The 24939-nt window shown below is 72.9% G+C and carries 28 protein-coding genes; 12 read left to right on the top strand and 16 right to left on the bottom strand.

Annotation, left to right across the window (positions count from 1 at the left end; genetic code table 11):
- Positions 1–31 precede the first annotated feature (31 nt).
- The 3 genes from HBO46_RS19215 to HBO46_RS19225 all read left to right on the top strand — a co-directional run bounded on the left by HBO46_RS19215 (position 32) and on the right by HBO46_RS19225 (position 2245).
- Complete coding sequence (locus tag HBO46_RS19215) at positions 32–1120, top strand: HpcH/HpaI aldolase/citrate lyase family protein (protein WP_166134571.1); 1089 nt, start codon at positions 32–34, stop codon at positions 1118–1120.
- Between the two features lies 1 nt (position 1121).
- Positions 1122–1994, top strand: coding sequence for an HpcH/HpaI aldolase/citrate lyase family protein (locus HBO46_RS19220; RefSeq protein WP_166134573.1), 873 nt, complete (start codon positions 1122–1124; stop codon positions 1992–1994).
- A 107-nt stretch (positions 1995–2101) separates the two neighbouring features.
- Positions 2102–2245, top strand: a complete 144-nt coding sequence (locus tag HBO46_RS19225) for a hypothetical protein (RefSeq protein ID WP_166134575.1) — start codon at positions 2102–2104, stop codon at positions 2243–2245.
- Positions 2246–2350: 105 nt separating this feature from the next.
- On the opposite strand, the gene HBO46_RS19230 is transcribed toward HBO46_RS19225, so the two are convergent.
- Positions 2351–3196 carry a hypothetical protein gene (locus HBO46_RS19230; protein WP_166134577.1) on the bottom strand — a complete coding sequence of 282 codons (846 nt, stop codon included), beginning with the start codon at positions 3194–3196 and terminating at the stop codon, positions 2351–2353.
- Positions 3197–3269: 73 nt separating this feature from the next.
- Complete coding sequence (locus HBO46_RS19235) at positions 3270–3851, bottom strand: dihydrofolate reductase family protein (protein WP_166134579.1); 582 nt, start codon at positions 3849–3851, stop codon at positions 3270–3272.
- A 93-nt stretch (positions 3852–3944) separates the two neighbouring features.
- Here HBO46_RS19235 and HBO46_RS19240 point away from each other — a divergent pair, with 93 nt between their 5' ends.
- A complete protein-coding gene (locus HBO46_RS19240; protein ID WP_166134581.1) occupies positions 3945–4151 on the top strand; it encodes a hypothetical protein in 207 nt (68 codons plus the stop codon).
- 51 nt (positions 4152–4202) lie between these two features.
- Positions 4203–4910: an alpha/beta hydrolase gene (locus tag HBO46_RS19245; protein WP_166134583.1), complete on the top strand. Its 708-nt coding sequence runs from the start codon at positions 4203–4205 to the stop codon at positions 4908–4910.
- Here HBO46_RS19245 and HBO46_RS19250 read toward each other — a convergent pair.
- Positions 4898–5902: an NAD-dependent epimerase/dehydratase family protein gene (locus tag HBO46_RS19250; RefSeq protein WP_166134585.1), complete on the bottom strand. Its 1005-nt coding sequence runs from the start codon at positions 5900–5902 to the stop codon at positions 4898–4900. The genes HBO46_RS19245 and HBO46_RS19250 overlap by 13 nt on opposite strands.
- Before the next feature lie 91 nt (positions 5903–5993).
- Between HBO46_RS19250 and HBO46_RS19255 the strand changes: the two genes are divergently transcribed.
- Entirely contained in the window at positions 5994–6578 is a 585-nt protein-coding gene (locus HBO46_RS19255) for a TIGR03086 family metal-binding protein (RefSeq protein WP_166134587.1), read from the top strand.
- A gap of 29 nt (positions 6579–6607) precedes the next feature.
- Here HBO46_RS19255 and HBO46_RS19260 read toward each other — a convergent pair whose 3' ends face one another.
- A complete protein-coding gene (locus tag HBO46_RS19260; protein ID WP_166134589.1) occupies positions 6608–7258 on the bottom strand; it encodes a maleylpyruvate isomerase family mycothiol-dependent enzyme in 651 nt (216 codons plus the stop codon).
- A gap of 72 nt (positions 7259–7330) precedes the next feature.
- Between HBO46_RS19260 and HBO46_RS19265 the strand changes: the two genes are divergently transcribed.
- Positions 7331–7780: a MarR family winged helix-turn-helix transcriptional regulator gene (locus HBO46_RS19265; RefSeq protein WP_166134591.1), complete on the top strand. Its 450-nt coding sequence runs from the start codon at positions 7331–7333 to the stop codon at positions 7778–7780.
- A 10-nt stretch (positions 7781–7790) separates the two neighbouring features.
- Here HBO46_RS19265 and HBO46_RS19270 read toward each other — a convergent pair whose 3' ends face one another.
- From HBO46_RS19270 to HBO46_RS19280, 3 genes are read right to left on the bottom strand one after another with little or no spacing between them, the layout of a single operon-like run.
- Complete coding sequence (locus HBO46_RS19270; protein WP_166134593.1) at positions 7791–8132, bottom strand: DUF1801 domain-containing protein; 342 nt, start codon at positions 8130–8132, stop codon at positions 7791–7793.
- A gap of 32 nt (positions 8133–8164) precedes the next feature.
- Positions 8165–8563, bottom strand: a complete 399-nt coding sequence (locus HBO46_RS19275; RefSeq protein ID WP_166134595.1) for a rhodanese-like domain-containing protein — start codon at positions 8561–8563, stop codon at positions 8165–8167.
- Positions 8564–8603: 40 nt separating this feature from the next.
- Complete coding sequence (locus tag HBO46_RS19280; protein ID WP_224769256.1) at positions 8604–9275, bottom strand: class I SAM-dependent methyltransferase; 672 nt, start codon at positions 9273–9275, stop codon at positions 8604–8606.
- A 183-nt stretch (positions 9276–9458) separates the two neighbouring features.
- Between HBO46_RS19280 and HBO46_RS19285 the strand changes: the two genes are divergently transcribed.
- A complete protein-coding gene (locus HBO46_RS19285) occupies positions 9459–10112 on the top strand; it encodes a class I SAM-dependent methyltransferase (protein WP_224769257.1) in 654 nt (217 codons plus the stop codon).
- A 24-nt stretch (positions 10113–10136) separates the two neighbouring features.
- Here the strand turns inward: HBO46_RS19285 and HBO46_RS19290 are convergent, their stop codons facing one another.
- Positions 10137–10325 (bottom strand): DUF1918 domain-containing protein, encoded by a 189-nt coding sequence (locus HBO46_RS19290; protein WP_166134599.1) that lies wholly within the window; start codon positions 10323–10325, stop codon positions 10137–10139.
- 324 nt (positions 10326–10649) lie between these two features.
- The gene (locus HBO46_RS19300; RefSeq protein ID WP_166132902.1) at positions 10650–10856 is read right to left on the bottom strand and encodes a hypothetical protein; all 207 of its coding nucleotides are present in this window, start codon (positions 10854–10856) and stop codon (positions 10650–10652) included.
- A gap of 71 nt (positions 10857–10927) precedes the next feature.
- Between HBO46_RS19300 and HBO46_RS19305 the strand changes: the two genes are divergently transcribed.
- Positions 10928–11458 carry a cupin domain-containing protein gene (locus HBO46_RS19305; RefSeq protein ID WP_166134601.1) on the top strand — a complete coding sequence of 177 codons (531 nt, stop codon included), beginning with the start codon at positions 10928–10930 and terminating at the stop codon, positions 11456–11458.
- Position 11459: 1 nt separating this feature from the next.
- Here HBO46_RS19305 and HBO46_RS19310 read toward each other — a convergent pair whose 3' ends face one another.
- Complete coding sequence (locus HBO46_RS19310; RefSeq protein ID WP_224769258.1) at positions 11460–12032, bottom strand: helix-turn-helix domain-containing protein; 573 nt, start codon at positions 12030–12032, stop codon at positions 11460–11462.
- A 65-nt stretch (positions 12033–12097) separates the two neighbouring features.
- Here HBO46_RS19310 and HBO46_RS19315 point away from each other — a divergent pair, with 65 nt between their 5' ends.
- A complete protein-coding gene (locus HBO46_RS19315; protein ID WP_166134603.1) occupies positions 12098–13090 on the top strand; it encodes an NAD(P)/FAD-dependent oxidoreductase in 993 nt (330 codons plus the stop codon).
- A 68-nt stretch (positions 13091–13158) separates the two neighbouring features.
- Here the strand turns inward: HBO46_RS19315 and HBO46_RS19320 are convergent, their stop codons facing one another.
- Genes HBO46_RS19320 through hutH form a run of 4 tightly spaced genes read right to left on the bottom strand, consistent with a single transcriptional unit; the run spans position 13159 to position 17030 of the window.
- Positions 13159–13455 carry a hypothetical protein gene (locus HBO46_RS19320; RefSeq protein ID WP_166134605.1) on the bottom strand — a complete coding sequence of 99 codons (297 nt, stop codon included), beginning with the start codon at positions 13453–13455 and terminating at the stop codon, positions 13159–13161.
- A 43-nt stretch (positions 13456–13498) separates the two neighbouring features.
- Positions 13499–13786, bottom strand: a complete 288-nt coding sequence (locus tag HBO46_RS19325; RefSeq protein ID WP_166134607.1) for a DUF1330 domain-containing protein — start codon at positions 13784–13786, stop codon at positions 13499–13501.
- A gap of 59 nt (positions 13787–13845) precedes the next feature.
- On the bottom strand, positions 13846–15492 hold the full coding sequence (gene hutU, locus HBO46_RS19330) for a urocanate hydratase (RefSeq protein ID WP_166134609.1): 1647 nt from the start codon (positions 15490–15492) through the stop codon (positions 13846–13848).
- Positions 15489–17030: a histidine ammonia-lyase gene (gene hutH, locus HBO46_RS19335; RefSeq protein ID WP_166134611.1), complete on the bottom strand. Its 1542-nt coding sequence runs from the start codon at positions 17028–17030 to the stop codon at positions 15489–15491. Before hutH ends, hutU begins: the two co-directional genes overlap by 4 nt.
- A gap of 198 nt (positions 17031–17228) precedes the next feature.
- On the opposite strand from hutH, the gene HBO46_RS19340 reads away from it, so the two are divergent.
- Together HBO46_RS19340 and HBO46_RS19345 are read left to right on the top strand one after the other, a co-directional pair.
- Positions 17229–18590 carry a choice-of-anchor P family protein gene (locus HBO46_RS19340; RefSeq protein ID WP_166134613.1) on the top strand — a complete coding sequence of 454 codons (1362 nt, stop codon included), beginning with the start codon at positions 17229–17231 and terminating at the stop codon, positions 18588–18590.
- 276 nt (positions 18591–18866) lie between these two features.
- The gene (locus HBO46_RS19345; RefSeq protein WP_166134616.1) at positions 18867–22403 is read left to right on the top strand and encodes a (Fe-S)-binding protein; all 3537 of its coding nucleotides are present in this window, start codon (positions 18867–18869) and stop codon (positions 22401–22403) included.
- A 319-nt stretch (positions 22404–22722) separates the two neighbouring features.
- Here HBO46_RS19345 and HBO46_RS19350 read toward each other — a convergent pair whose 3' ends face one another.
- Entirely contained in the window at positions 22723–23040 is a 318-nt protein-coding gene (locus HBO46_RS19350; RefSeq protein WP_166134619.1) for a hypothetical protein, read from the bottom strand.
- Between the two features lie 13 nt (positions 23041–23053).
- Positions 23054–24787 (bottom strand): sodium:solute symporter family protein, encoded by a 1734-nt coding sequence (locus HBO46_RS19355; RefSeq protein WP_166134622.1) that lies wholly within the window; start codon positions 24785–24787, stop codon positions 23054–23056.
- Positions 24788–24939: the final 152 nt, after the last annotated feature.

The following is a 24939-nucleotide window of genomic DNA, read 5'->3' on the forward strand; positions in this document are numbered from 1 at the left end:
GGCAGTAGCCTCCCGCTGCTACGTTCCGGCCATGTCGAGCACCCAGAGTCCCAAGGACTTCTTCCGACCCCTGGCCGTCGGGGCCCCCGAGCCGCTGCGCGAGGTGCCGGCGCGGCCGAGCCGGGCCATCCACTTCTTCGACCCGAGCAACCCCAAGATGGCTGCGAAGGTGCCCGACATGGTCGGCACCGTCGACGTGCTGCTGGGCAACCTCGAGGACGCCGTCAAGGCCGACAACAAGGTCGCCGCGCGCGAGGGCCTGGTCGAGATCGCCCGGAACACTGCCAATCTCGGTGGGCAGAGCGGCCCGACGCAGCTGTGGACCCGGATCAACTCCCTCGACAGCCCGTGGGCGCTCGACGACCTGACCACGCTGGTGCCCGCGATCGGCGACAAGCTCGACGTGATCATGGTGCCGAAGGTGCAGGGCGCCGAGGACATCCACTACGTCGACCGGCTGCTCGCCCAGCTCGAGGCGAAGGCCGGCCTGACCCGCCCGATCCTCATCCACGCGATCCTCGAGACCGCCCGCGGCGTCGCGAACGTCGAGGAGATCTGCGGCGCCAGCCCGCGCATGCAGGGCCTCTCCCTCGGCCCGGCCGACCTGGCGGCCGACCGCCGCATGAAGACCACCCGCGTCGGCGGCGGCCACCCCGGCTACCTGGTGCGCCAGGACCCGGTCGCCGGCGACATCAACGGCCCGCGCACGACGTACCAGCAGGACCTGTGGCACTACACGATCGCGCGGATGGTCGACGCGTGCGCGACGCACGGGATCTACCCCTACTACGGCCCGTTCGGCGACATCACCGACGTGGTGGCCTGCGAGGACCAGTTCCGCAACGCCTTCCTGCTCGGCTGCGTCGGCACCTGGAGCCTGCACCCCAAGCAGATCGCGATCGCCAACCGCGTCTTCTCCCCGAGCGTGGAGGACGTCACGCACGCCCGTCGGGTCGCCAAGGCGATGGGCGACGGCACCGGTGCGGTGATGCTCGACGGGAAGATGGAGGACGACGCCTCGCTCAAGCAGTGCCTGGTGATGGTGGAGCTGGCCGAGCAGCTGGCCGCCATCGACCCCGAGCTCAAGAAGGCCTACGACGCGATCGAGCTGGAGGACTGAGATGAGCGAGACCACCTACACCCCGCTGCGCTCGGTGCTCTACATGCCGAGCTCCAACGCGCGGGCCCTGGAGAAGGCCACCTCGATCCCGTGCGACGCGCTGATCCTCGACCTCGAGGACGCCGTCGCCCCCGATGCCAAGGACGCCGCACGTGAGGCCGCCTGCGCCGCGGCCGCGTCGGGCGACTACGGACGGCGTACGGTCACGATCCGGGTCAACGGCCTCGGCACCGACTGGCACCACGCCGACCTCGCGGCCGCCGCGCAGGCCGGCCCGGCCGCGATCGTCGTGCCGAAGGTCAACAGCGCCGCCGAGGTCAAGCAGCTGGTGGCGGCGATGGAGCGCGCGGGGGCCCCGGAGCACACCAAGCTCTGGGCGATGATCGAGACGCCGGTGGCGATCCTCGACGTGCTCGCGATCGCCCGCGCCTCCGAGCGGCTCGCGGCGTTCGTGATCGGCACCAACGACCTGGTCAAGGAGCTCTACGCCGAGCACGTGCCGGGTCGCGCCCCGATCCTGCCCTCGCTGCACACCGCCCTGCTGGCCGCCCGCGCGGCCGGGATCGCGATCCTCGACGGCGTCTACAACGACGTGAAGGACACCGACGGGTTCCTCGCCGAGTGCCGTCAGGGCCGGGAGATGGGCTTCGACGGCAAGACCCTGATCCACCCCGGACAGGTGGCCGGCGCCAACGAGGCGTTCGCCCCCTCCGCGCAGGCGGTCGAGCACGCCCGCGGCCTCATCCAGGCGTGGGAGGACGGCCAGGGCGCCGGGGTGGTGACCTACCAGGGCCGCATGGTGGAGAACCTGCACGTCGAGTCGGCGCGGCGCACGCTGAGCATCCACGAGGCGATCCTCGCCCTCGAGGAGTGACACCGAGCCCCTCTGAGGCCCTCAGAAGCCCTCTGCGAAATGAGCGACGTTTGCGAATGTGAATGACCGGTTAACGGTCGCTCATCACCTACTAGAGGGAGTACGACATGGTTGTCCTCGGACTTATCCTGCTGATCATCGGTCTCGTGACGACGATGAACATCCTCACCACGATCGGCGCGATCCTGCTCGTGGTCGGCCTGATCCTCAACTTCGTGCCGGTCGGCGGTACGCGACGCAGGGTCTTCTGACCTGACTTCACCAGCTGCACCCTGCGAGGGGCCCCGGACCATGCGGTCCGGGGCCCCTCGCTGTCGTTGGCACCACCGGCGGCCACCCCCGGTGACCAATCCGGGTCACTCGGGCGCGCGGGTGCCTGAGCCCTGCTGGGAGCCTGCGCCGACCCCGGGGCGGAAGACCAGCAGGCCACGATCGGCGGCGGGCGGCAGCCTCACGTCCCGCAACCGTTCGTAGGAGAAGGTCGCAGAGTAGGGGCCGCTCGCCTCGTCGAGACCGCTGAACTCCGCGCGCACCAGGCGCAGCTCGTCGTCGACCCACAGGTCGTGGCTGGTCGGGACGGTCGGCTCGCTGGTGCCGTTCTCGGCGCCCTCCATCCGCAGGTGGCGCGTCGGTACGCCGTCCTCGTCGGTCTCGGTGCCCAGGTCGGCGAGGCCCGGCCGGCCCACGAACGAGCCCAGCCGGATCACCGGGTCGAGCGGCCGCAGGCCCTGCACCACCAGGGCGCCGACCGTGCTGCCGGGCTCGGTGCAGCTGTACGGGCGGGCGCTCGCCTGGATCCAGCCCGTGGCGGCGTTGCCCCAGGCGCGAACCGCCCGACCGGTCGCACGGTTGACGCACACCCGCCCGTGCGGGAGCTGGATCACCTCCCGCGTCGTACCGTCCTGCACCCAGGAGTACCGCCGCGCCGCACGGAGCGGCAGGTCCGACGACGCGTCCAGCTCGACGGTCGTCGCGGACTCCCCGCCCCTCACCACCGCGCGCACGCCGCCCCTCTCGGCGATCTCCTGCAGGAGCGCGTCGCGCACGGTCACCGCGTCGGGGTCGAGCCCGCCGCCGCCCAGCAGATCGGCCAGGCTCGCGGGCACCGCGGCCCCACCGCGCGGCGTCGGATCGTCGGCCTCGCAGCCGAGCGCGAGCACGGCGAGGAGCAGCGTGCCGAGGATGCCCGCCGAGCGCCTCACCTCAGCAGCGTAGATCTGCCGCGCGGATCTGTCGCTGCCTTCCTGTCCCCGTGCGTCGCTGGGCTCGCACCCGTCAGTGCGGGGTGGGGCGATAGATCAGCTCCTGGGTGCGCCCGTCGAGCGTGCGGCTCTCCAGCAGCTCGAGGTCAAAGTCGCCGGCGCCGCCGAAGACCGGGAGCGTGCCGGTGGTGCCCGTGATGACCGGGAAGACCGTTACCTGCACCCGGTCGACCAGGCCGGCCGCCATCAGCGCCCAGTTCAGCGAGAGGCTGCCGTGGGAGCGCAGCGGGGTGTCGGACTCCTCCTTGAGCCGGGCGACGACGTCGATGGCATCCCCCGACGCGACGGTGGCGTCGGGCCAGTCGAGGGGTCCCTCGAGCGTCGAGGACACCACGGTCGCGGGCAGGTTCGTCATCTCGGTGACCCAGGAGTCACGCACCTCGGAGTCCTCCGCGCCGGTGGACAGCATGCGCACGAAGTCCCGGAACGTCGTGGCGCCGAGGACCAGGCGCTGGTCGCCGGCGTACTGCGAGCGGCGGCGCTCGAGCAGCTCGGGCCCCTGCTTGCCCCAGTAGCCGCCCCAGTCGCCGCCGTGGCCGTAGGAGCCGTAGCCGTCGAGGCTGGCGAAGACGTCGAAGGTGTAGGTCGCGCTCATGGTGCTCCTGTCGGAAGGGTTCGGCCGGTGCATATCCGACCAGGGACCGCCCCCGAAGTCATCGGAATCGCGGACTCCGGGGAGGATGGGGGGATGGACGAGCAGAGGCGCGGCGCGGACGAGCTGCAGATCCGGATCGCGCTGGGCGCCGCCGTGGGCATCACTGCCGGGGTCGTCCTGTTCCTGATCTCGAACAGCTGGGCCATGGTCGCCGTCGGCGCGGTGCTCGGCCTCGTCACCGCCGCCGTGCCCTCCGGCCGCGGCCGGCCCGAGAAGAACGGCGCCGCCGACGCGGACTGAGGTTCCGCGCTCGCGGCGATGAGTCTGGGCCGCGGCGGTTGTCTCAGTCAGATGACGACCTTCGCGCTCGTGCACGGCTCGGGCGACGGCGGGTGGGCCTGGCACCTCGTGCAGCAGGCGCTGCGCAGCCGTGGGCACGACGCCGTCGCACCCGACCTCCCCACCGATCGCGACGACGCCACCTGGGCGGACTGCGTCGACGTGGTGGCCGAGGCCGTGGGAGCGACCACCGGCGCGGGCGGCGACGTGGTCGTGGTCGGACACTCCTCCGGCGCCTTCGTGGCGGCACTGGCCGCGGCCCGCCTGGACGCGCCGCAGGTCTTCGTCGCCGGGATGGTGCCGCGCCCCGGCGAGAGCGCACAGGACTGGTTCGCGGCGGTGGGCTGGGACGAGGCCGTCGCGGTCGGCGCCCACGACGACGGCGGACGCACCGGCAACCCGGACCCGATGGTCGTCTTCTTCCACGACGTCGCGCCCGGGCTCGCCCGCGAGGCCGTCGCCCACGAGCGCGAGACGAGCGACGCGCTGGGCGAGGTCCCGTGGCCCGGCCCCGGCCCCGCAGTCCCGGCGAGGTACGTCGTGACCACGCAGGACCGCTTCCTGCCGCCGGCGCTCCAGCGCCAGGTGGCCCGCACCCGCCTCGGGATCCGCGTGCCCGACGAGATCGCCGCCGGGCACTGCGCCCACCTCAGCCGGCCCGACGAGCTGGCCGCCGTGCTCACCGGCGCGGCCGGGTCGCCCCCGCGTCAGCGCCCGTAGCGCGGCGCCACCCGGCCGGACTCGACGAGCCAGTCGATCGTGTCGCCGATCGTGCCCACCAGCGGGATGGGAGTGACACCGAGCTCGGCGCGCGCCGCCGTGTCGTCGACCCGCGTGTCACGCAGCACGATCTCGACCCCCTCGCGGTCGGCCGGGAGGTGCCAGCGCGCAGGCAGCCGGCGCTGCAGCGCATCGAGCGCTCGGGCCTGAGGGCCCATCAGCCGACCAGGCACCAGCACGTGCGGGAAGCGGCGCCCGGTCGCCGTCGCGAACGCGGCGTACAGCTGATCGCCGTCCATGTGATGGCCGGGGACGACGAAGCGGCGCGGGCCAAGTCCGGGCTCGAGCACCCCGGCGAGCACTGCGGCGACGTCGCGCACATCGGTGACGTGCAGGCCGCCCCGTGGCCAGAGCGGGAAGCGCCCGGTGAGGATCCAGCGCAGCCGCTCGCCCTGGTCACCGCGGTAGGGGTCGCCCGGGCCGTAGACCGCCCCGGGGTAGACGGTGACCACGGGGGCGCCGGCCTCCTGCAGTCGCCGGGCGACGAGCTCGGAGGCGATCTTGGACTGGGCGTAGGGCAGGTCGATGTCGCCCAGCGGCAGGTCCGGGCCACTCCCGGCGTACCGCGTCAACGCGACGGTCGTCGACACGTGCACCACCGGGTCCAGTCCCGAGGCGACCGCCCGACCGAGCACCAGCTCGGTGGCACGCAGGTTGGTACGACGGACCTCTGCCGCACGGCGCGGGTCGAGGGAGTAGACCGCCGCCGCGTGCACCACCGCGTCGCAGCCGGCGACGGCGTCGGCGACCACCGCCTCGTCGAGGACGTCGCCCACCACGACGTCGGAGACCGCCACCTCCTGCGGGCCGAGCGAGACGGCGACCTGCTCGGGGCGGCGGACCAGCAGGCGCACCCCGTGCCCGGCGGCGGCGATCGCCGCTGCCGCGTGGCATCCCACGAAACCCGTACCGCCGGTGAGCAGCACCTTCATCTCTCGATGGTGCCGCAGTCCGCGCACGAGCGGAACCACCACCCAGCGACGGCCCCTTCACAGCGCCCGGCCCGAGGGACAGACTGCTGGGATGACCGCACAGATCGATCTGGAGGCGGCCGGGGACGCGCTGCTGGCGACGCTCGCCGGGGTCACCGACGCCGACCTCGAGCTCACCACCCCCTGCTCCGGGACCACGGTCGCCGAGCTGCTCCAGCACCTCGTCGGGCTGACGCTCGGCTTGCGGGCGACGGCCGAGAAGGAGCTCGGGGTGCTGACCGACACCAGTCCCGACGCCGACGGCTGGCCCGCCCTGGAGCCCGGCTGGCGCCCCGCCCTCGAGCGCCAGGTGCCGGCCCTGGCGCAGGCATGGCGCGAGGACGATGCCTGGCAGGGGATGACCCGGGCCGGCGGGGTGGAGCTGCCGGGAGCGGTCGCGGGGCTGGTCGCCCTCGACGAGCTGGTCCTGCACGGCTGGGACCTCGCCCGCGCCACCGGCCAGGACTACCGCCCGGACGAGGCGACGGCGGCCGCGTGCCTGGCGTTCGTGGAGGGCTTCGACACCGCCGGGACCCCGGGCCTGTTCGGCCCCGCCGTACCGGTCGACGACGGCGCCCCGCTCCTCGACCGGCTGGTCGCGCGCGCCGGGCGCGACCCGGGCTGGTCGGCAGGCTGACCCACCCGCCGACCCGGCCGGCTGCCGGCTCAGGCGTGCGCCAGCCGCGCCTCCAGCCGCGCCACGCCGGGGCCCTGCAGCATCGACAGCGCTGCCGTGGTCCGCTGGGTCATCAGCAGCGCGAGCGCCCCGGCCGAGCCGGAGACCTCCGGTCCCTCCCCCGCCGCCCAGCTCGTGCCGTCCGCACAGCACAGGCGTACGCCGGCCAGCCGGCGCCGGGCGTGGAAGGGAAAGCCCATCGACCACAGCCGCGCCAGCGCCACCCCGGCGACGACGGCGGGCACCTGGCGGTGCAGCCCCAGCGGTACCGCGATGTCCTGCCCGTGCACGACCACGTCGGGCAGGATGTTGGCGTCGACGACGAACACCGGCCTGCGGCGCGAGTCGGCGCTCTCCTCCACCGCCCGCACCAGCTCCCCGGGCGACCGCCTCGCCGCCGCCGTCCGAGTGAGGTCGCGACTCGCGTGCCAGACGTTGCCGCGAGCACGCGCCGTCGCCGCGGCCATGACCGAGAGGCTCGGCTCACCCACTGACGTCATCACCAGGTGCGCGACCACCTCGCGCACCGTCCACTCCGTGCACAGCGTCCGCGTCGCCCACTGGGCGTCGCTCAGCGTCGCGAGGGTTCGGGCCAGGCTCAGGCGTTCATCGCGGAGCAGGTCCCAGGCATCGTCGTCCATGAGAGACTCCCAACTAGTCAAGGTCTTTGACTACTCTGCGCCTTCGTGCCGCCCGCTGACAAGGGGTCTCGCATGTCCCTCCACCCGCCCGCCGAGTCCGCCCCGAGCACCGGCGTCCTGCTCCTCCTGCCCTACCGGCACCTGGAGGACCGGGTGCTGCGCGCGGTGGCCGCGGCCGGGCACGAGATCAGCCTCGCCCAGGCGCGCATCTTCCAGCGCGTGGACCCGGACGGCTCGCGGCTCACCGACCTCGCGGCCGCCGCCCAGACGAGCAAGCAGGCGGCCGGCTTCTTAGTCGACGAGCTCGAGCGGAGCGGGTACGTCGTACGCGTCCCCGATCCGCGCGACGGCCGGGCCAGGCTGATCCGGATCACCGATCGCGGCCGCGCGGTGATCGCCGTGGCGCGGGTCGAGCAGGACCGCGTCGAGGCGGAGTGGGAGGCGCACGTCGGGCCACGTCGGATGCGGGAGCTGCGCTCGACCCTCGCGCTGCTGCGCGAGATCACCGACCCGTGGGGGTAGGCCGGCGGGCTCAGGACCGGTTGCGGGCGACGGCCTCGCGGACCAGCTCCACGAACGCCGCCTCGTCGAGCAGGTCGCCCTCGCGCAGGTCGATCGCGCGCCGGGTACCGGCGCCGAGGCTGGCGTTGAAGAGGCTGGAGGGATCGTCGAGCGAGGCGCCCCGGGCGAAGGTCAGCTTGACCTTGTCCTGGTAGGTCTCGGCCGTGCAGATCAGGCCGTCGCAGGAGAAGGTCGGGACGCCCGCCGGGTTGGAGGGCTTCACCCACTTCGCCTCCTCGACCACGGCCGGCTCGGCGGCCATGATCAGCGACCGCACGGTGTCGATGGTCTCGCTGCGCCAGTCCTCGCTCATCTTCTCGACCCTACGCCGGTCCGCAGCCTGCGTCAGCGGGTGAGACGGCGGGCGTCGGGGGTCTGCGCCCAGGCCTGGAATCCGCCGACGAGGTCGGTGGCGCGCGCGAGCCCGAGCTGCTGCAGCGTGTGCGCCGCGAGGCTGGAGCTGTAGCCCTGGTCGCACACCAGCACGATGCGCCGGTGCGGGTCGTCGGCGCCCGGCAGGCGGTGCGGGCTGGTCGGGTCGAGGCGCCACTCGAGCACGTTGCGCCCGATCACCACCGCGCCCGGCAGCTCGCCGTCGCGGTCGCGCAGCTCGAGCGGGCGGATGTCGACGATCAGGGCACCCTCGGCGCGCACGGCGGGCAGGTCCTCCGCCGCGACCCGGTCGAGCCCGCTCCGGCTCTGCTCGAGAAGGCGGCTGATCGCCGAGCCGTCGGTGGTGGTCATGGCCCGACGATACGGAGCGGTCCGGCGCAGCGCGAGGGCTTCAGGTGACCGGCCGCTGCGCCAGCACCGACGCCTGGTCGTCGAGCTCGCCGTCCCGCGCCCGGCGTACCAACCGGGCGAGCTCGCGCAGCCCCGCCGCTGCGAGCCAGTCGCTCACCTGGTCGGCGGCGACGAGGTGGCGCTCCAGCTCGATCTCGTGCCCGACGGTGCGGTACGCCGGGGCGACGTCCCGCGTGCCGGCACCGGCCTGGAACCCGATCAGCAGATGCCCCCCGGGTCGCAGCACCCGGGACGCCTCGGCGAGCAGGCGTGGCTGGCCCGCGGGCGGGGTGTGGATGGTCGAGTACCAGAGCAGGACGGCGTCGAAGCGCGCGTCGGCGTACGGCAGCGCGGCCAGCGATCCGACGACCACCGGCAGGCCGGGACTCCCCCGGTGGGCTTGGCCGGCCATACCCGGGGAAAGGTCGACGCCCGCGACCCGACACCCCCGTGCGAGGAGGTGGCGACCGACCCGCCCGGTGCCACACCCTGCGTCCAGCACCAGCGGCGGCCCCTCCTCGCCCCGGGCGCCGGTGACCGCCTCCACGAAGGCGTCGAGCATCGCCAGGTCCAGCGGCGCCTCGGCCGCGAGGTCCGCGAAGTACGCCGCGTAGTCGGCGGCCACCGTGTCGTAGGCACCGCGCACGCCGCGCTCGAGCTCGTCTGGCGTCACGGGCGACAGGCTCGCACACGTCGACCCGGCGGGCACCCCGCGCGGATAGTCCGCCACACCACGGTCGTCCGCGGGCCAGAACGCGACCCCTGTGTGGCGGACTATCCCGACACGACACAGACATTGTTTGCTGATCCAGCAAGGATGTTTGCCCTAACGCCACCCGGAGGGCACGCTGGACCCGTGAGCGAGCACCAGCACGACGAGACCTCCGCGACCGACTACTTCGAGCCGCAGGGCTGGGAGGAGCGCTACTCCTCCGACGAGCAGATGTGGAGCGGCGAACCGAACCCTCAACTGGTCGCCGAGGCCTCCCGCCTCACACCCGGGACCGCGCTGGACGTGGGCTGCGGCGAGGGCGGGGACGTCATCTGGCTGGCCCAGCACGGCTGGCGGGTCACCGGCGCGGACTTCTCGGCCAACGGCCTGGCCCGCGCGGCCCGCCACGCCGAGCAGGCCGGGGTCGCCGAGCGCACCGACTGGTGGCAGGTCGACGCCCGCACCTTCGACCCGGCCGGGCGCACCTTCGACCTGGTCACCACGCACTTCCTGCACCCGCCGGAGGGCGGGATGGTGGAGGTGACCCGTCGCCTCGCGGCGGCGGTCGCCCCGGGCGGGTACCTGCTGGTCGTCGGGCACGCGCCGTCGGAGACCTCGGCGCACCGGAGCCCCGCCCAGCACCGCGCGATGTTCCTCGCCGCGGACCTGCTGCCCGCGCTCCCCGACGACTTCGAGGTCGTGCTTGCCGAGCAGCGTCCGCGCACGGTGACCCGCGACGGGGTCACCCACGACATCGCCGACTCCACGCTCCTGGCCCGCCGGGTCTCCACCAGCTGAGTTCGGCTGAGGCCGGACCCGCGGTCAGAAGCCGCGCGGCATCACCCGCGCGTCCGGGCCCGGGAAGCACAATCCCTCGCGCCCGTCGCCCCAGCGCACCATGAACGGCGGACCGCCGTCCGGGCCCTGCACCTCGATGATCTCGCCCTCGCGCCGGTGCGTCTCGGCCGAGTTGCTCTCCACGACCAGCTGGTCGCCCACGTTCGCCTTCATCTGCCCACCTCCTGCGGTGCTTCCCACGATGCGCCTCCGACGGGCGAGGAGGCAACAGGTTGACGGGAGCCTGCTGCGGATCCGCACTCAGGGGCGGCCGGCGTGCGGCGCGGGGGCGCGGACGGTGAGCACCTCCGCTCCCAGTCGGTGGCGACGATGTGGAGCGTGCGCCCGTCGAGGCCGCCGAGCATGCAGGCGAAGCAGCCCGGTCCACCTCGACGGCGTCCAGGACCCGCCCACCCTCGGCGACCCGACGGCAGTGCTGGTGCGGAACGTCGGCGTACCAGACCGCACCCTCGGCATCGAGGCAGATCCCGTCAGGGGTCACCGCCATGCCGTCGGGCAGCCAGTCGATCGAGATCGGCAGCCCATCGACCCGGGCATGTTCACGAAGACCCGGCCGCGCGGGTCGACGACGATCTCGTTCCACGGCCGGCCGGTGCCGCCGTACGCCGCGAGGTCGGGACCGACCACGACGCCGCGCGGGGTCGTGCAGACCTCGCGACGCCCGGCGCCGTCGATCGTGAGCACCTCCCCGGCCCCGCAGGCGTAGCGTGGACAGACCCGCCCGGAACGGTCCGGGCCGATCCTCGGTGGCAGCCATGGCAGCGGGACACAAGCAGACCCAGCCGACGAGATCGCGCCGCGCCGTGATGGCCACGCCCCCGGGAGCCGGGCGCGGCACCTGGGCGATGGGCTCGCTCTTCGAGCACCTCGTCGGCCCGGGGCAGAGCGAGGGCGCCCTCGGCGCCGCGCTGGTGACCCAGCCGCCGGGCATCGCCACCCCGCTGCATCGCCACTCCCGCGAGGCCGAAGCGCTCTACCTGTTCGAGGGCGAGATGAGCTACCGCGCGGGCGACACGACGTACGAGCTGACCGCGGGCTGGTTCCTCTTCCTCCCGCGCGGGCTGCCGCACGCCTTCCGGATCCGCGGCGAGCAGCCGGCGCGCTTCCTCAGCCTGACCCTGCCCGGCGGGCTGCTCGAGCTGTACGACGAGGTGGGGGTGCCGGCGACCGCGATGCGGATCCCGGGCGAGGGCGAGGGGCGGACCGCGGAGGAGGAGATCGGGCGCTGGAACGAGGTCGCGCCGCGCTACGGCCTGGAGGTGCTCGGTCCGCCGATCCCGGAGTGAGTCAGGAGCGCACGTGCATCCGCTCGCCCTGGGGGCCGTAGACGGCCAGCGCCTCGGCGGGGGCCGGCCCGGGGTTGCTGAGCCAGTGCGGCGTACGGGTGTCGAACTCGACGACCTCGCCCGGCGCCAGCAGCAGGTCGCGGGTGCCGAGCACCAGCCGCAACCGACCGGACAGCACGTAGAGCCACTCGTAGCCCTCGTGGGTGCGCAGGTCCGGCACCGCGTCGGGGCGCGGCGGCAGCACCTGCTTGTAGGCCTGGAGCCCGCCCGGGCGGCGGGTCAGCGGCAGGAACGTCATCCCGTGGCGCTGCACCGGCCGCGAGCGCACCCGCGGGTCGCCGGTCTCCGGGGCGTCGACGAGGTCGTCGAGGGAGACCCGGTGCGCCTTCGCCAGCGCGAGCAGCAGCTCCAGGGTGGGCTTGCGCCCGCCCGACTCCAGCCGCGAGAGCGTGCTCACCGAGATCCCGGTCTCGGCCGACAGGTCGGCCAAGGTGGCCTCCCGCTCCAGGCGCAGCTGGCGCAGCCGCGGGCCCACCTGCTGGAGCGCGGCGGCCATGTCGTCGTCGGTGACCATTCCCGCAGTTTGCCGCTATGGCAAGGATGTTTGTCAACCGCGCCGGTCGCTCGGAGACTCGTGGGATGAACCCGGCACCCGATCCCCTGCCGCCCGTCGAGCACGACGTGGTGGTCGTCGGCGGCGGGGCGGCCGCCCTCAGCGGCGCCCTCGCCCTGGGCCGCTCGCGCCGTTCCGTGCTGGTCCTCGACGCGGGCGAGCCCCGCAACGCCCCGGCCGCCCATGCCCACAACTACCTCGGTCGCGAGGGCGTGCCGCCCCGCGAGCTGCTCGCGATCGGCCGCGAGGAGGTCGCGCAGTACGGCGTACAGGTCCTCGAGGCGCGGGTCGCCGGCGTACGCACGCGGGACGGCGACGACCTCGCCTTCACCGTCACCACCGACGACGGGCGCGAGCACTCCGCCCGCCGGGTGCTGGTGGCCACCGGGCTGGTCGACGTGCTCCCCGACGTGCCTGGACTGGCCGAGCGCTGGGGCCGCGACGTGCTGCACTGCCCCTACTGCCACGGCTGGGAGGTGCGCGGGCAGCGGGTGGTGGTGTTGGCCACCGGCCCGATGGCGACGCACCAGGCGCTGCTCTTCCGCCAGCTCACCGAGCACGTCACGGTCGTGGTCGCGGACCCCGCGGCGCACCCGGGCCAGGACGACCTCGAGCGGCTCGCCGCTCGGGGCATCGCGGTGCTGAGTGACCCGCCGGTGGAGGTGCTGAGCATCGACGGCGTGCTGAGCGGCCTGCGGCTGGCTTCCGGGGAGGTGCTGGCCTGCGACGCGGTGGTGGTCTCCCCACGCTTCGAGGCCCGCGCCGACTTCCTCGCGCCCCTGGGCCTCACCGCCGAACCCTTCGAGGCGGGCGGGGTCCTGCTCGGCACGGCGGTGCCCGCGGACCCCACCGGCGCGACCGCCGTACCGGGGGTGTGGGTCGCCGGCAACGTCGCCGACCCGACGGCCCAGGTGATCGCCGCCGCGGCCGCCGGCCTGCGCGCCGGCGCGATGATCAACGCCGACCTGGTCGAGGAGGAGACCCGGGCTGCCGTCGCCGCCCGGCGGACGCTCGCCTGATCAGCGGATGGCGGTGCTCCCCAGTCACCTGCTGACCGCAGGACACCGCCATCTGCGAAAGCGTGGGCTCAGCCGCGGCGCTCGTGCAGCCGCTGCTGGGCTGCGGGGAGGTAGGCCAGGCACGGCGCCTCGGCGCCCGGGTGCTTCTCGTGGAGGTGGAAGATCCAGCGGTCCATCGCGGCCATGTAGCCGTTGTCCTCGCCGGCGCGATGCGTCGACCACGGGCCCCGGCCCTTCACGGTGCACTCGGTGCAGGTGAACCGGTAGAGGAACTCCTTGTCCGGGCCGAGGTCGATCTTCACCTTCGCCAGCGGACCCGCCTCCGCAGCGGCCTTGCGCTCGCGCGCCGAACGGCTCGCCACCATGTCACCACACCCCTTGTCCTCGACCCCGCAGCCTACGCGGGGGCTAGACCCCCGGGACCACCCGGATCTCCCGCACCGCGCCGCCGTCGAGGGCGGCGAGCGCCTCCTGGTACGCCGGGCCGTCGTGGGCGGCGCGGGCGGCCTCGACGGAGTCGAAGCGGATGACGACCGTGCGGGTCGTCTCGCCGGCCTCCCAGGTCTGCTCGGGCAGGGCCCGGGCGAGGAAGGTGCCGCCGGCGGCCTCGAGGGCGGGGCCGGCGAGCGCGGCGTACGCCGCCATCTTCGACTCGTCGAGGACCTCGCGGTAGATGCTGATCCAGTAAGCGCTCATGGGGCCATCCTCGCCGACCGCCCGACATCCGGGCCGCCCGACATCCCGACAGCCCCACCTCACCGCGGCACGTGCAGCCCCTGCTCCTGCGCCACCCGCTCCGCGATCTCGTAGCCCGCGTCGACGTGGCGGAACACCCCCATGGCGGGGTCGTTGGTGAGCACCCGCTCGAGCTTCTCGGCGGCCAGGTCCGTGCCGTCGGCGACGCAGACCTGGCCGGCGTGCAGGGAGCGGCCCATCCCGACGCCGCCGCCGTGGTGGAAGGAGACCCAGGTGGCGCCCGAGGCGGTGTTGACCAGGGCGTTGAGCACCGCCCAGTCGGCGATCGCGTCGGAGCCGTCGGCCATGGCCTCCGTCTCGCGGTACGGCGAGGCGACCGAGCCGCAGTCGAGGTGGTCGCGGCCGATGACCACCGGCGCGCGCAGCTCGCCGGTGCGCACCATCTCGTTGAACCGCAGCCCGGCGAGGTGGCGCTGCCCGTAGCCCAGCCAGCAGATCCGCGCCGGAAGCCCCTGGAACGCCACCCGCTCCTGGGCCAGCGTGATCCAGCGCCGCAGCCGCTCGTCATCGGGGAACAGCTCGAGGACCGCCGCGTCGGTGGCCGCGATGTCGGCGGGGTCGCCGGACAGCGCCGCCCAGCGGAACGGGCCCTTGCCCTGGCAGAACAGCGGGCGGATGTAGGCGGGCACGAAGCCGGGGATGTCGAAGGCGCGGGCGCAGCCGCCCTTGCGCGCCTCGTCGCGGATCGAGTTGCCGTAGTCGAAGACCTCCGCGCCCCGGTCGGCGAACGCGACCATCGCCCCCACCTGGGCGGCCATCGAGGCCCGCGCCCGCTCGGTGAAGCCCGCGGGGTCCTCGCCCGCGACCCGCCGCCAGTCCTCGAAGGCGACCCCGACGGGCAGGTAGGCCAGCGGGTCGTGCGCGGAGGTCTGGTCGGTGACCACGTCGATGGGCGCCCCCGCCGCCTGCAGCGCGGGGAAGACCTCCGCGGCGTTGCCGAGCAGGCCGATCGACAGCGCCCGCCGCTCGTCGCGCGCGGCGACCGCCAGCGCGAGCGCGTGCTCCAGCGACTCCGCACGCACGTCGAGATAGCGGTGCTCGAGGCGGCGTTCGATGCGGCCGGGGTCGACCTCGACGCAGATCGCCACCCCGTCGTTCATGGTCACCGCCAGCGGCTGGGCGCCACCCATCCCGCCGAGGCCCCCGGTGAGCGTGATGGTCCCGGCCAGCGTGCCGCCAAAGCGCTTGTCGGCCACCGCCGCGAACGTCTCGAAGGTGCCCTGGAGGATCCCCTGGGTGCCGATGTAGATCCACGACCCGGCGGTCATCTGTCCGTACATCGTCAGCCCGAGGTCCTCGAGGCGGCGGAACTCCTCCCAGTTCGCCCAGTCGCCGACCAGGTTGGAGTTCGCGATCAGCACCCGCGGCGCCCACGCGTGGGTGCGCACCACCCCGACCGGCTTGCCCGACTGCACGAGCATCGTCTCGTCGTCGCCGAGCGTGGTCAGGGTCCGCACCAGCGCGTCGTACGCCGCCCAACTGCGCGCGGCCTTGCCGGTGCCGCCGTAGACGACCAGGTCCTCGGGGCGCTCCGCGACCTCCGGGTCGAGGTTGTTCATCAGCATCCGCAGCGCGGCCTCGGTCTGCCACGAGCGCGCCGTCAGCCCGCTGCCACGCGCCGCCCGGGTGGGCCCTCGCTCGTTCATCGCAGCTCTCCGATCCGTTCCTCGGCGGCGGCGACCACGGCGCCGGAGCGCACGAGGTCGACCGCCCTCTCGATCTCCGGCGCCAGGAACCGATCCGGTCCCGGTCCCGGCACTCCCGCGCCGCGCAGCAACGCGACCACCGCACCGGTCCCCGCGGCCGGGGTCAGCGGGGCGCGCAGGTCGAGGGCCCGCGCCGCGGTCAGCACCTCGATGGCCACCACCCGGCGGAGCCCCTCGATGCTGCGACGCAGCTTGCGCGCGGCCGACCAGCCCATCGAGACGTGGTCCTCCTGCATCGCACTGGAGGGGATCGAGTCGACCGATGCGGGCACCGCCAGCCGTTTCAGCTCCGAGACCACGGCCGCCTGGGTGTACTGCGCGATCATGTGGCCGCTGTCGACGCCCGGGTCTGCGGCGAGGAACGCCGGCAGCCCGTGGCTGCGCGCGACGTCGAGGAACCGGTCGGTACGCCGCTCGCTCATCGACGCCACGTCGGCGGCCGCGATGGCGAGGAAGTCCAGCACGTAGCCCAGCGGCGCCCCGTGGAAGTTGCCGTTGGACTCCACCCCTTCCCCGAGCACCACCGGGTTGTCGATGGCGGCGGCCAGCTCGCGCCCGGCGACGGTCGCGGCGTGCTCGACGGTGTCGCGGGCCGCGCCGTGGACCTGCGGCGCGCACCGCAGGGAGTAGGCATCCTGCACCCGGTTGCAGTCCGGGCCGCGGTGCGAGGCCACCACCCCGGAGCCGGCGAGCAGGGTGCGCAGGTTGGCGGCGGAGTCGGCCTGGCCCGGGTGCGGACGCAGCGCCTGGAGCTCGGCGGCGAAGACCCGGTCGGTGCCGAGCAGCGCCTCCACCGACATCGCTGCGGCGACGTCGGCGGTGCGCAGCGTCAGGCGCAGGTCCTCCAGCGCCAGCACCAGCATGCCGAGCATGCCGTCGGTGCCGTTGATCAGCGCGAGTCCCTCCTTGGCGCCCAGCTCGACGGGGACCAGCCCGGCCTCGGCGAGCGCCTCCGCGGCCGGACGCAGCGCCCCGGAGCGGTCGCGCACCGGACCCTCGCCGAGCAGCGCCAGCGCGCAGTGCGCCAGCGGCGCGAGGTCGCCGGAGCACCCGAGCGAGCCGTGCTCGTGCACCACCGGGGTGATCCCGTGGCTCAGCAGCCCGGCCAGCAGCTCGGCGGTCCCCGGACGCACGCCGGTGTGACCGGTCGCGAGGGTGGAGAGGCGCAGCAGCATCAGCGCCCGCACCACCTCGCGCTCCACCTCCGGACCCGATCCCGCGGCGTGCGAGCGGACCAGGGAGCGCTGCAGCCGGGCGCGCTCGGGCAACGGCACGTGCCGGGTCGCGAGCGCTCCGAACCCGGTCGAGACGCCGTACGCCGGGTCGGGGGCGGCGGCCAGGGCGTCGACGGTCCGCCGCCCGCGCACGATCGCGGCGCGGGCGGCCGCGGAGAGCTCCACCGCGGCACCGTCCCGCGCCACCGCGACCAGGTCGGCGGGGCTGACCGGGGCGACGTCGACGACCACTGTGCTGACCATCGCCCCATCCAACGCCCGGGAGACCGGCGCGTCGACCCCCTGCGGGACCCGGCGCACTGGTCCGTACCACTGCCGCCGCCTCGGCCTCCGCGGTCACACGACGGCGGGGCGCGGGTAGGGATCTCGCGCGAATGCGTAGCCCGACACGAAGTAACTCGTTGTCCGGTCATCCCCCACCCCCTCTTGTCAGGAGCCTCCATGCGCCGTCTGCTGCCCCTCGGCACCGCGCTCGCGATCGCGCTCGTCCTGCCGGCCCTGCCCGCAGCCCAGGCCGCACCCGCCCCCACCCCGGTGAAGGCCTCGTCCGAACGGACGATCATCACCACCGCGGCGACCTCGAAGTCCGCCACGACCAAGAAGGGGCGCTTCACCGAGTTCGCCCTGGCCGGCGGCGGCTACGGCACCCGGGTCGAGGGCGGCGACCTGCCTGCCTCCTCGGGTCGTACGGCGCACAAGGTCATCGGCTGCACCAACGAGGTCGGGCTCAAGCGCCAGAACAGCCTCGCCGGCGTCACCATCCCCGGTCTCGGCGAGGTCGGCGCGATCAAGACCACCAACCGCACCCGCCGCTACAAGTCGGGCCGCGTCGCATCGATCACCACCCAGAAGATCGCCGGCATCACGCTGGCCAACAACGCCTTCGGCAAGCTCGAGCTCGGCGCGATCAGCACCCGCGCCGAGGCCTACCACGACCCGAAGTCCGGCTTCGGCACCAATGTCTCGACCAACCTGCTCAGCCTCTGGTTCACCCCCCAGGGCGGCAAGCGGACCGGGTTCGACGTCCCGCTGCCCGGCCAGCCGGTCAACATCCCCGGCCTCGGCCGCGTCTCCCTGGGCAACAAGGAGAGCGTCGTCAACAAGTCGCGCGCCGTCGCCCGCGCCGACGCGCTCGAGGTCTACATCGCCCCGACCAAGACCCGCATCCGGGTCGCGCACAGCTCGGCGAAGATCTTCAGCGACATCCGGACCGGCCTGTTCCGCGGCCGCGCCGGCACCCTCGAGGCCAAGGCCCTGGCCGGCCTGCTCGACGTCGGTCGCACCCAGAACATCGTGATGCCGTGCTCGGGCACCGGCGGCAAGGTCAAGAAGGACTCGGTGCTCGACGTCGACCTGCCCGGCGTCCTGGAGGTCTCGGTGGGCGGCAGCCGCCAGATGGGCAAGCAGAACGCCCGTCGCGCCTGGGGCCATGAGGAGTCCAGCCTGGCCCGCGTCGCACTCGGCGGCGACCTGCTCGTCATCGACGGCATCAAGGCCTCGGTGAAGGCCAACCGGCTGCGCTCGCAGAAGCCGAACAGCCGCACCCAGGTCGACACGTCCGGCACCACGGTCGGCAGCATCACCCTCAACGGCCAGAAGCTGAGCCTGCCGAAGGACATCCCCTCGATCGAGATCCCCGGCCTGCCGCTGCTCTCGGTGAAGTTCAACGTCATCGAGCGGGGCAAGTGGGGGGCCAAGGCGATCGCCGTCCAGCTCAGCGTGCTCGACGCCAGCAGCGAGCTCTACGGCGCCAAGATCAACCTGGGCACCGCGATGCTGAAGATCTACGACGCCAAGCGCTGAGCGACCCGCACCACTCGCATCACCCAGCACCACCTCGCCGGGCGGGGACCCACGGGTCCCCGCCCGTTCGTCCGGTCCGGTCGTCCTACCCGGCGAGACAGGGAGACACGCATCACACCGAGGTCGCCCCGCAGGTCAGGATCGGACTCGCACGGCATGTTACCGACGGGTAGAGTCGCTCTCATGCCGAGCGGGCGACCACCGCTCTGGGCGAGCCCCCTAGGCTCGCGATCGTGCCCGGTGCCGGGCACGCACCACGACGAGGAGCCGTAGTCCATGCAGATCTTCGCCATCGTTGTCTCGTTGGCCTTCACCGTCGTCGCCGTCACCATGACCGCGATCGCCGTCCGCAGCATCCTTGCGACCCTGCGCGTCGGTGGCCCGACCACGGGCCGCACCGACCAGCCGGGGCGCCGCTCCTGGACGATGGTCAAGGAGACGTTGGGTCACACCCGGATGCTCCAGTGGCACTGGGTCGGCATCATGCACTGGTTCGTCTACGCCGGGTTCATCGTGCTCAGCGGCGCGGTGCTGACCGGTTACTTCCAGCTGTTCAAGCCGGACTTCGCGCTGCCGCTCATCGGCCACTTCTTCCTCTACGAGTGGGTCAGCGAGGGCCTCGGCCTGCTGAGCACCGTCGGCATCGTCTTCCTGATCATCTACCGCCAGGTGAACCACCCCCGGCGCAAGGGGAAGAAGAGCCGCTTCTACGGCTCCAACTTCTGGCAGGCCTACTTCGTCGAGGCCATGGCGCTGCTCGAGGGCTCCGCGATCCTCTTCATCCGCGGCGCGGAGTACAACCTGGGCCGGATCGCCAGCGACCACCCCGAGGACTTCGACGCCTTCCACTTCCCGATCAGCTCGGTCGTCGGTGACGCGATCTTCCCGACCTCCGCCGGCTCCGAGGGCACCCTCGAGACCATCATCGTCGTCATCGCGATGCTCAAGATCGTGACCGCGATGATCTGGCTGATGGTGATCGCCAACAACCTCACGATGGGCGTCGCCTGGCACCGCTTCACCGCCTGGCCCAACATCTGGTTCAAGCGCGAGGGCTCCGGTCGCACCGCCCTCGGCGCGATGAAGCCGCTCACCAACGACGGCAAGGCCGTCACGCTCGACGACATCGACGACCTCGACGAGGACGCGACGCTGGGTGTCGGCAAGATCGAGGACTACTCCTGGAAGGGCATCCTCGACTTCACGACCTGCACCGAGTGCGGTCGCTGCCAGAGCCAGTGCCCGGCCTGGAACACCGACAAGCCTCTGTCCCCGAAGCTGCTGATCACCGCCATGCGCGACCACGCCTACGCCAAGGCGCCGTACAGCACCGCCGGCGGCGAGGGCAGCGAGGCGGCCACCGCGCTGCTGGAGAAGGACGAGGTGCTGGCCCGCGAGGCCGAGCGCCCGCTCGTCGGCAAGACCGACCCCGACGAGTGGTTCTACATGCCGGAGTCCGGCTCCGCGGTGATCGACGAGGACGTGCTCTGGTCGTGCACCTCGTGCGGCGCCTGCGTCCAGCAGTGCCCCGTCGACATCGAGCACGTCGACCACATCATGGACATGCGCCGCTACCAGGTGCTCGTGGAGTCGAACTTCCCCGCCGAGCTCAACGGGCTGTTCAAGGGCCTGGAGAACAAGGGCAACCCGTGGAACATGTCCGCGAACGCCCGCCTCGACTGGGCCAAGGACCTGCCCTTCGACGTCAAGGTCGTCGGTGACGACATCGAGTCGCTCGAAGAGGTCGACTGGCTGTTCTGGGTCGGCTGCGCCGGCGCCTACGAGGACCGCGCCAAGAAGACCACCCGCGCGGTCGCCGAGCTGCTCGACATGGCCGGCGTCTCCTTCGGCGTCCTCGGCAACGGCGAGACCTGCACCGGCGACCCGGCGCGGCGCGCCGGCAACGAGTTCGTCTTCCAGGGCCTGGCCACCCAGAACGTCGAGACGTTCAAGGAGTACAAGGTCAAGAAGGCCGTCACGACCTGTGCGCACTGCTTCAACACGCTCAAGAACGAGTACAAGGAGTTCGGCATCGAGCTGGAGGTGGTCCACCACACCCAGCTGCTGAACCGCCTGGTCCGCGAGGGCAAGCTGACGCCGGTCAACGACGGCGCCGGCGCCCACAAGCGCACGATCACCTACCACGACCCCTGCTACATCGGTCGCCACAACGGCGTCTACGAGCCGCCGCGCGAGCTGCTCCAGGTGCTCCCGGGCGCCGAGGTCCGCGAGATGGAGCGCAACTCCGAGCGGTCCTTCTGCTGCGGCGCCGGTGGCGCTCGCATGTGGATGGAGGAGAACCTCGGCGAGCGGATCAACGTCAACCGCACCGTGGAGGCCGTCGGCACCGGTGCCGACCAGATCGCGACCGGTTGCCCGTTCTGCCGCGTGATGCTCTCCGACGGCCTCACCGCCCAGCAGGCCAAGGGCGAGGCCCGCGAGGAGGTCGAGGTCCTCGACGTCGCGCAGATGCTGCTCGCCTCGGTCAAGGGCGAGATGGCCACCAAGCTCGCACCGGGCGCCGGCGCGGCTCCGGTCGCGGCGCCCGCTCCCGCGGCGAAGGCCGCCGGTACGGCGAAGTCCGCCGGGACCGACGCGGACGTGGCGACGAAGGCCGAGCCCGAGTCGGGCGACGTCACCCAGACCGAGAACACCGTGACCGCGACCGAGGACGCCGGCCCGGCGGCCAAGGCCTCCGGCGGCTCCTCGCTCTTCGACGACGCCTCCTCGATGTTCGACGAGCCGACCACCGCGAAGGCCGGGAAGCCGGTCGCCCAGGAGGCGCAGGACGCCAAGCCCGCCTCCAGCGGCGGCTCGCTGTTCGATCTCGGGGGTGACGAGCCGGCTGCTGAGGCTGCTCCGGCGGCCCCGACGAAGGCTGCTCCGGCGAAGACCGCCAAGACCGAGACCGACCTCGGCTCCGGCGGTTCGCTGTTCGACCTGGGCGGCGATGAGCCGGCTGCTCCCGCGGCCGCGCCTGCGCCGGCTGAGGCCAAGGCCGAGGCCAAGGCTGAGCCTGCCAAGGCGGAGCCCGCCGCGGCGGCGCCTGCCAAGGCGGAGGTCCACCTGGGTGCCGGAGGTTCGCTGTTCGACCTGGTCGCCGAGGAGCCGGCTGCTCCGGCTGCTCCGGCTGCCGAGACCAAGGCGGAGCCTGTCGAGACTGTCGCGACCAAGGCGGAGCCCGCCCCCGCGGCCACCGAGCCGCAGGCCGACGTCGACTTCGACAACCTCGGCTCGCTGTTCGACCTGTCCGCTCCCGAGGCGGCACCGGCTCCCGCTCCGGCCGCACCGGCTCCGGCGGACGAGGCCCCGGCCGCGCCCGCCCCGGTCGAGACCCCGGTCGAGGCTCCGGCCGAGCCCGAGCCGGTCGCGGAGGCTGCGCCCGCAACGCCCGCCCCGGTCGTGGCCGACTCCCCCGCCCCGGCGACGGACGTCGACTTCGACAACCTCGGCTCGCTGTTCGACATCGCGGCCCCCGAGCCGGCTGCGGCTCCGGCGGCTCCGGCAGCTCCGGCAGCTCCTGCGGCTGAGGCCCCCGAGGCCGCACCCGAGCCGCAGGCCGAGGTGGCAGCTCCCGAGCAGCCCAGCGGCGCCGAGGTCAGCGAGGCGGCCACCCAGGCCGCGAGCGAAGCCCCGGCCGAGCCGGTCACCGAGGACGAGCCGGCCTCGCAGCCGGAGACCCCCGCGGACGCCGACGTCGAGCCCGAGGCCCCGGCCGAGGACACCAAGCCGGCCCCGGCCGTCAACGGCGAGGCGCACCAGCCCCGCACTGACGTGGACATCCACGGCAGCGGGTCGCTGTTCGACCTCTGATCAACTGATCACGACCGACGGGTCGTGCGGACGGGACGCCTCGGCGCCCTCCGTACGGCCCGTTCGTCGTTCCCGACGCGATTGGTCACGAACGACACCGCAACGCCCCGAACTGTTGTCGTTGGGGACCAAACGACAGGGTCCCGCGCCCCGGCGCCCGCCCCCACGACGCGCGCGCCAGCTCAGCGCCCGGCACCACCGCCCACCGGGGCACCCAGGCCCCGAATGGTCACGAACGACACCGAAGACCCCCGAAACGTTGTCGTTGGGGACCAAACGACAACACCCGCGGCCGACCCAAGCCGGCCGCAGCGAACCCTCAGGCCCGCTCGTCACCCACGGCCGAGGCGTCCGTGTCCGTGTCCGTGTCCGTGGCACCGTCGTCCCCGGCGGCCACCAGCAGCGGACGCACCCAGGCCCAGGTCAGGAAGCCCAGCCCGGCGACGAGCATGGCGAGGCCGGCCCACAGGTTGGCGTTGGTGCCACCGGTCTTCTCACTCGCGGTGTCGCCGAAGAGGCCCATCAGGGTGAGGATCACGCCGTACGTCGCGATCAGCAGGCCGATCACGTTGCGGATGTCGAGCGCGCCGGCCTTGTGGCGTCGCTCAGCACGGCGGGACTTCGAACGCTGCGACATCGAGACTCCCTGCTCAGAAGGCGAAGTTGAGGATGATGACCATGACGAGGGCGACGCCGGCGAGCGGCAGAGTGCGGCGGTACCAGGGGTACGTCGCCTCGTCCGCGTCGACGAGGTTCTCGCGCGGGGTCTCGGAGTAGACCAGGCCGACCAGCTCGGCGCGGGGCTTGGGCTTGGTGACCAGCGATACCGCGATGCTGAGCAGCACGTCGACCACGAACGCCGCGCCGGCGGCCACGAACGACGCGCCCTGGCCGCTGAGCGGGAGTACGCCGAGGCTCAGCGAGCCGAAGGAGTCCTCGCTGAGGAACGCCACCGAGACCGCCGCCAGGGTGCCGGCCACCAGGCCGACCCAGCCCGCGGTCGCGGTCATCCGGCGCCAGAACATGCCGAGGATGAAGGTCGCGAAGAGCGGGGCGTTGAAGAACCCGAACAGCGTCTGGAGGTAGTCCATGATGTTCGAGAAACTCGAGGCGAAGAACGCCGTACCGATCGCCGCCGCGGTGGCGCCGACGGTCGCGAGCCGGCCGATGCGCAGGTAGTAGGCGTCGTCGCGGTCCTTGACGACGTAGCGCTGCCACAGGTCGTAGGAGAACACCGCGTTGAAGGCGGAGATGTTCGCCGCCATCCCGGCCATGAAGGCGGCGAGCAGACCGGTGATCGCCAGGCCGAGCAGGCCGTTGGGCAACAGGTCGCGCATCAAGTACAGAAGTGAGTCGTTGAGCTTGACCGTGCCGCTGGCCCCGCCCTCGACGGTCTCACCGGCCTTGGTCTGGGCGATCTCGGTGACGAGGACCGCGGCGATCATGCCGGGCAGGATCGTGATGAACGGGACGAACATCTTGGGGAAGGCGCCGATGATCGGCGTCTTGCGCGCCGAGCTGATCGAGTCCGAGGCCATCGCGCGCTGCACCTCGACGAAGTTGGTCGTCCAGTAGCCGAAGGACAGCACGAAGCCGAGGCCGAAGACGATGCCGATCACCGAGAGCAGGTCGGAGTCGAAGCCGGTGAGCGCGTTGCCGGGCCAGGAGTTCAGCTGCTCGGCCGCGGAGGCGGAGCCGCCGGCGCCGGCGTTCTCGGTGATCTTGTCGGTCAGCCCGTTCCAGCCGCCGACGCGGTCCAGGCCGATCAGCGTCAGTGGCAACAGCGCGGCCACGATGACGAAGAACTGGAGCACCTCGTTGTAGATCGCCGCGCTCAGCCCGCCCAACGTGATGTAGGAGAGCACCACGATCGCGGCGACCAGCAGGGCCACGATCAGGTCCCACCCGAGCAGCGCCTGGATGATCGTGCCGAGCAGGTAGAGGTTGATGCCGGCGATCAGCAGCTGGGCGACCGCGAAGGACAGCGAGTTGACCAGGTGCGCGCCGGTGCCGAAGCGGCGGTACATGAACTCCGGGACCGAGCGGACCTTGGAGCCGTAGTAGAACGGCATCATCACGACGCCGAGGAACAGCATCGCCGGGATCGCGCCCACCCAGAAGTAGTGGACCGCCGGCAGGCCGTACTCCGCACCGTTGGCGGACATGCCCATGATCTCGACGGCACCGAGGTTGGCGGAGATGAACGCCAGGCCGGTGACCCACGCGGGCAGCGAGCGCCCGGAGAGGAAGAAGTCCACCGAGTCCGACACCTGACGCCGGGCGAGCACGCCGATCCCGATGACCACGGCGAAGTAGAGCGCGATGACCAGGTAGTCGACGGGCTGGGCGTCGATCAGGGTCCCTGCCGCGGTCGGAGCATCCATCAGCCACGCCTCTCTGCACAGCCCCGCGCGACCCGTGCGCGCGATGAGCATCAGGTCGGGTGCCCGTTCGCAAAGGGCGGCAAACCGCCGGGTGACCGTCCGCACAGGCGCCACCTCGGCCGGATGCGGGCGCCACCCGACGCCGATGCGAT

This window comes from Nocardioides ochotonae (assembly GCF_011420305.2).
Classification (GTDB): domain Bacteria; phylum Actinomycetota; class Actinomycetes; order Propionibacteriales; family Nocardioidaceae; genus Nocardioides; species Nocardioides ochotonae.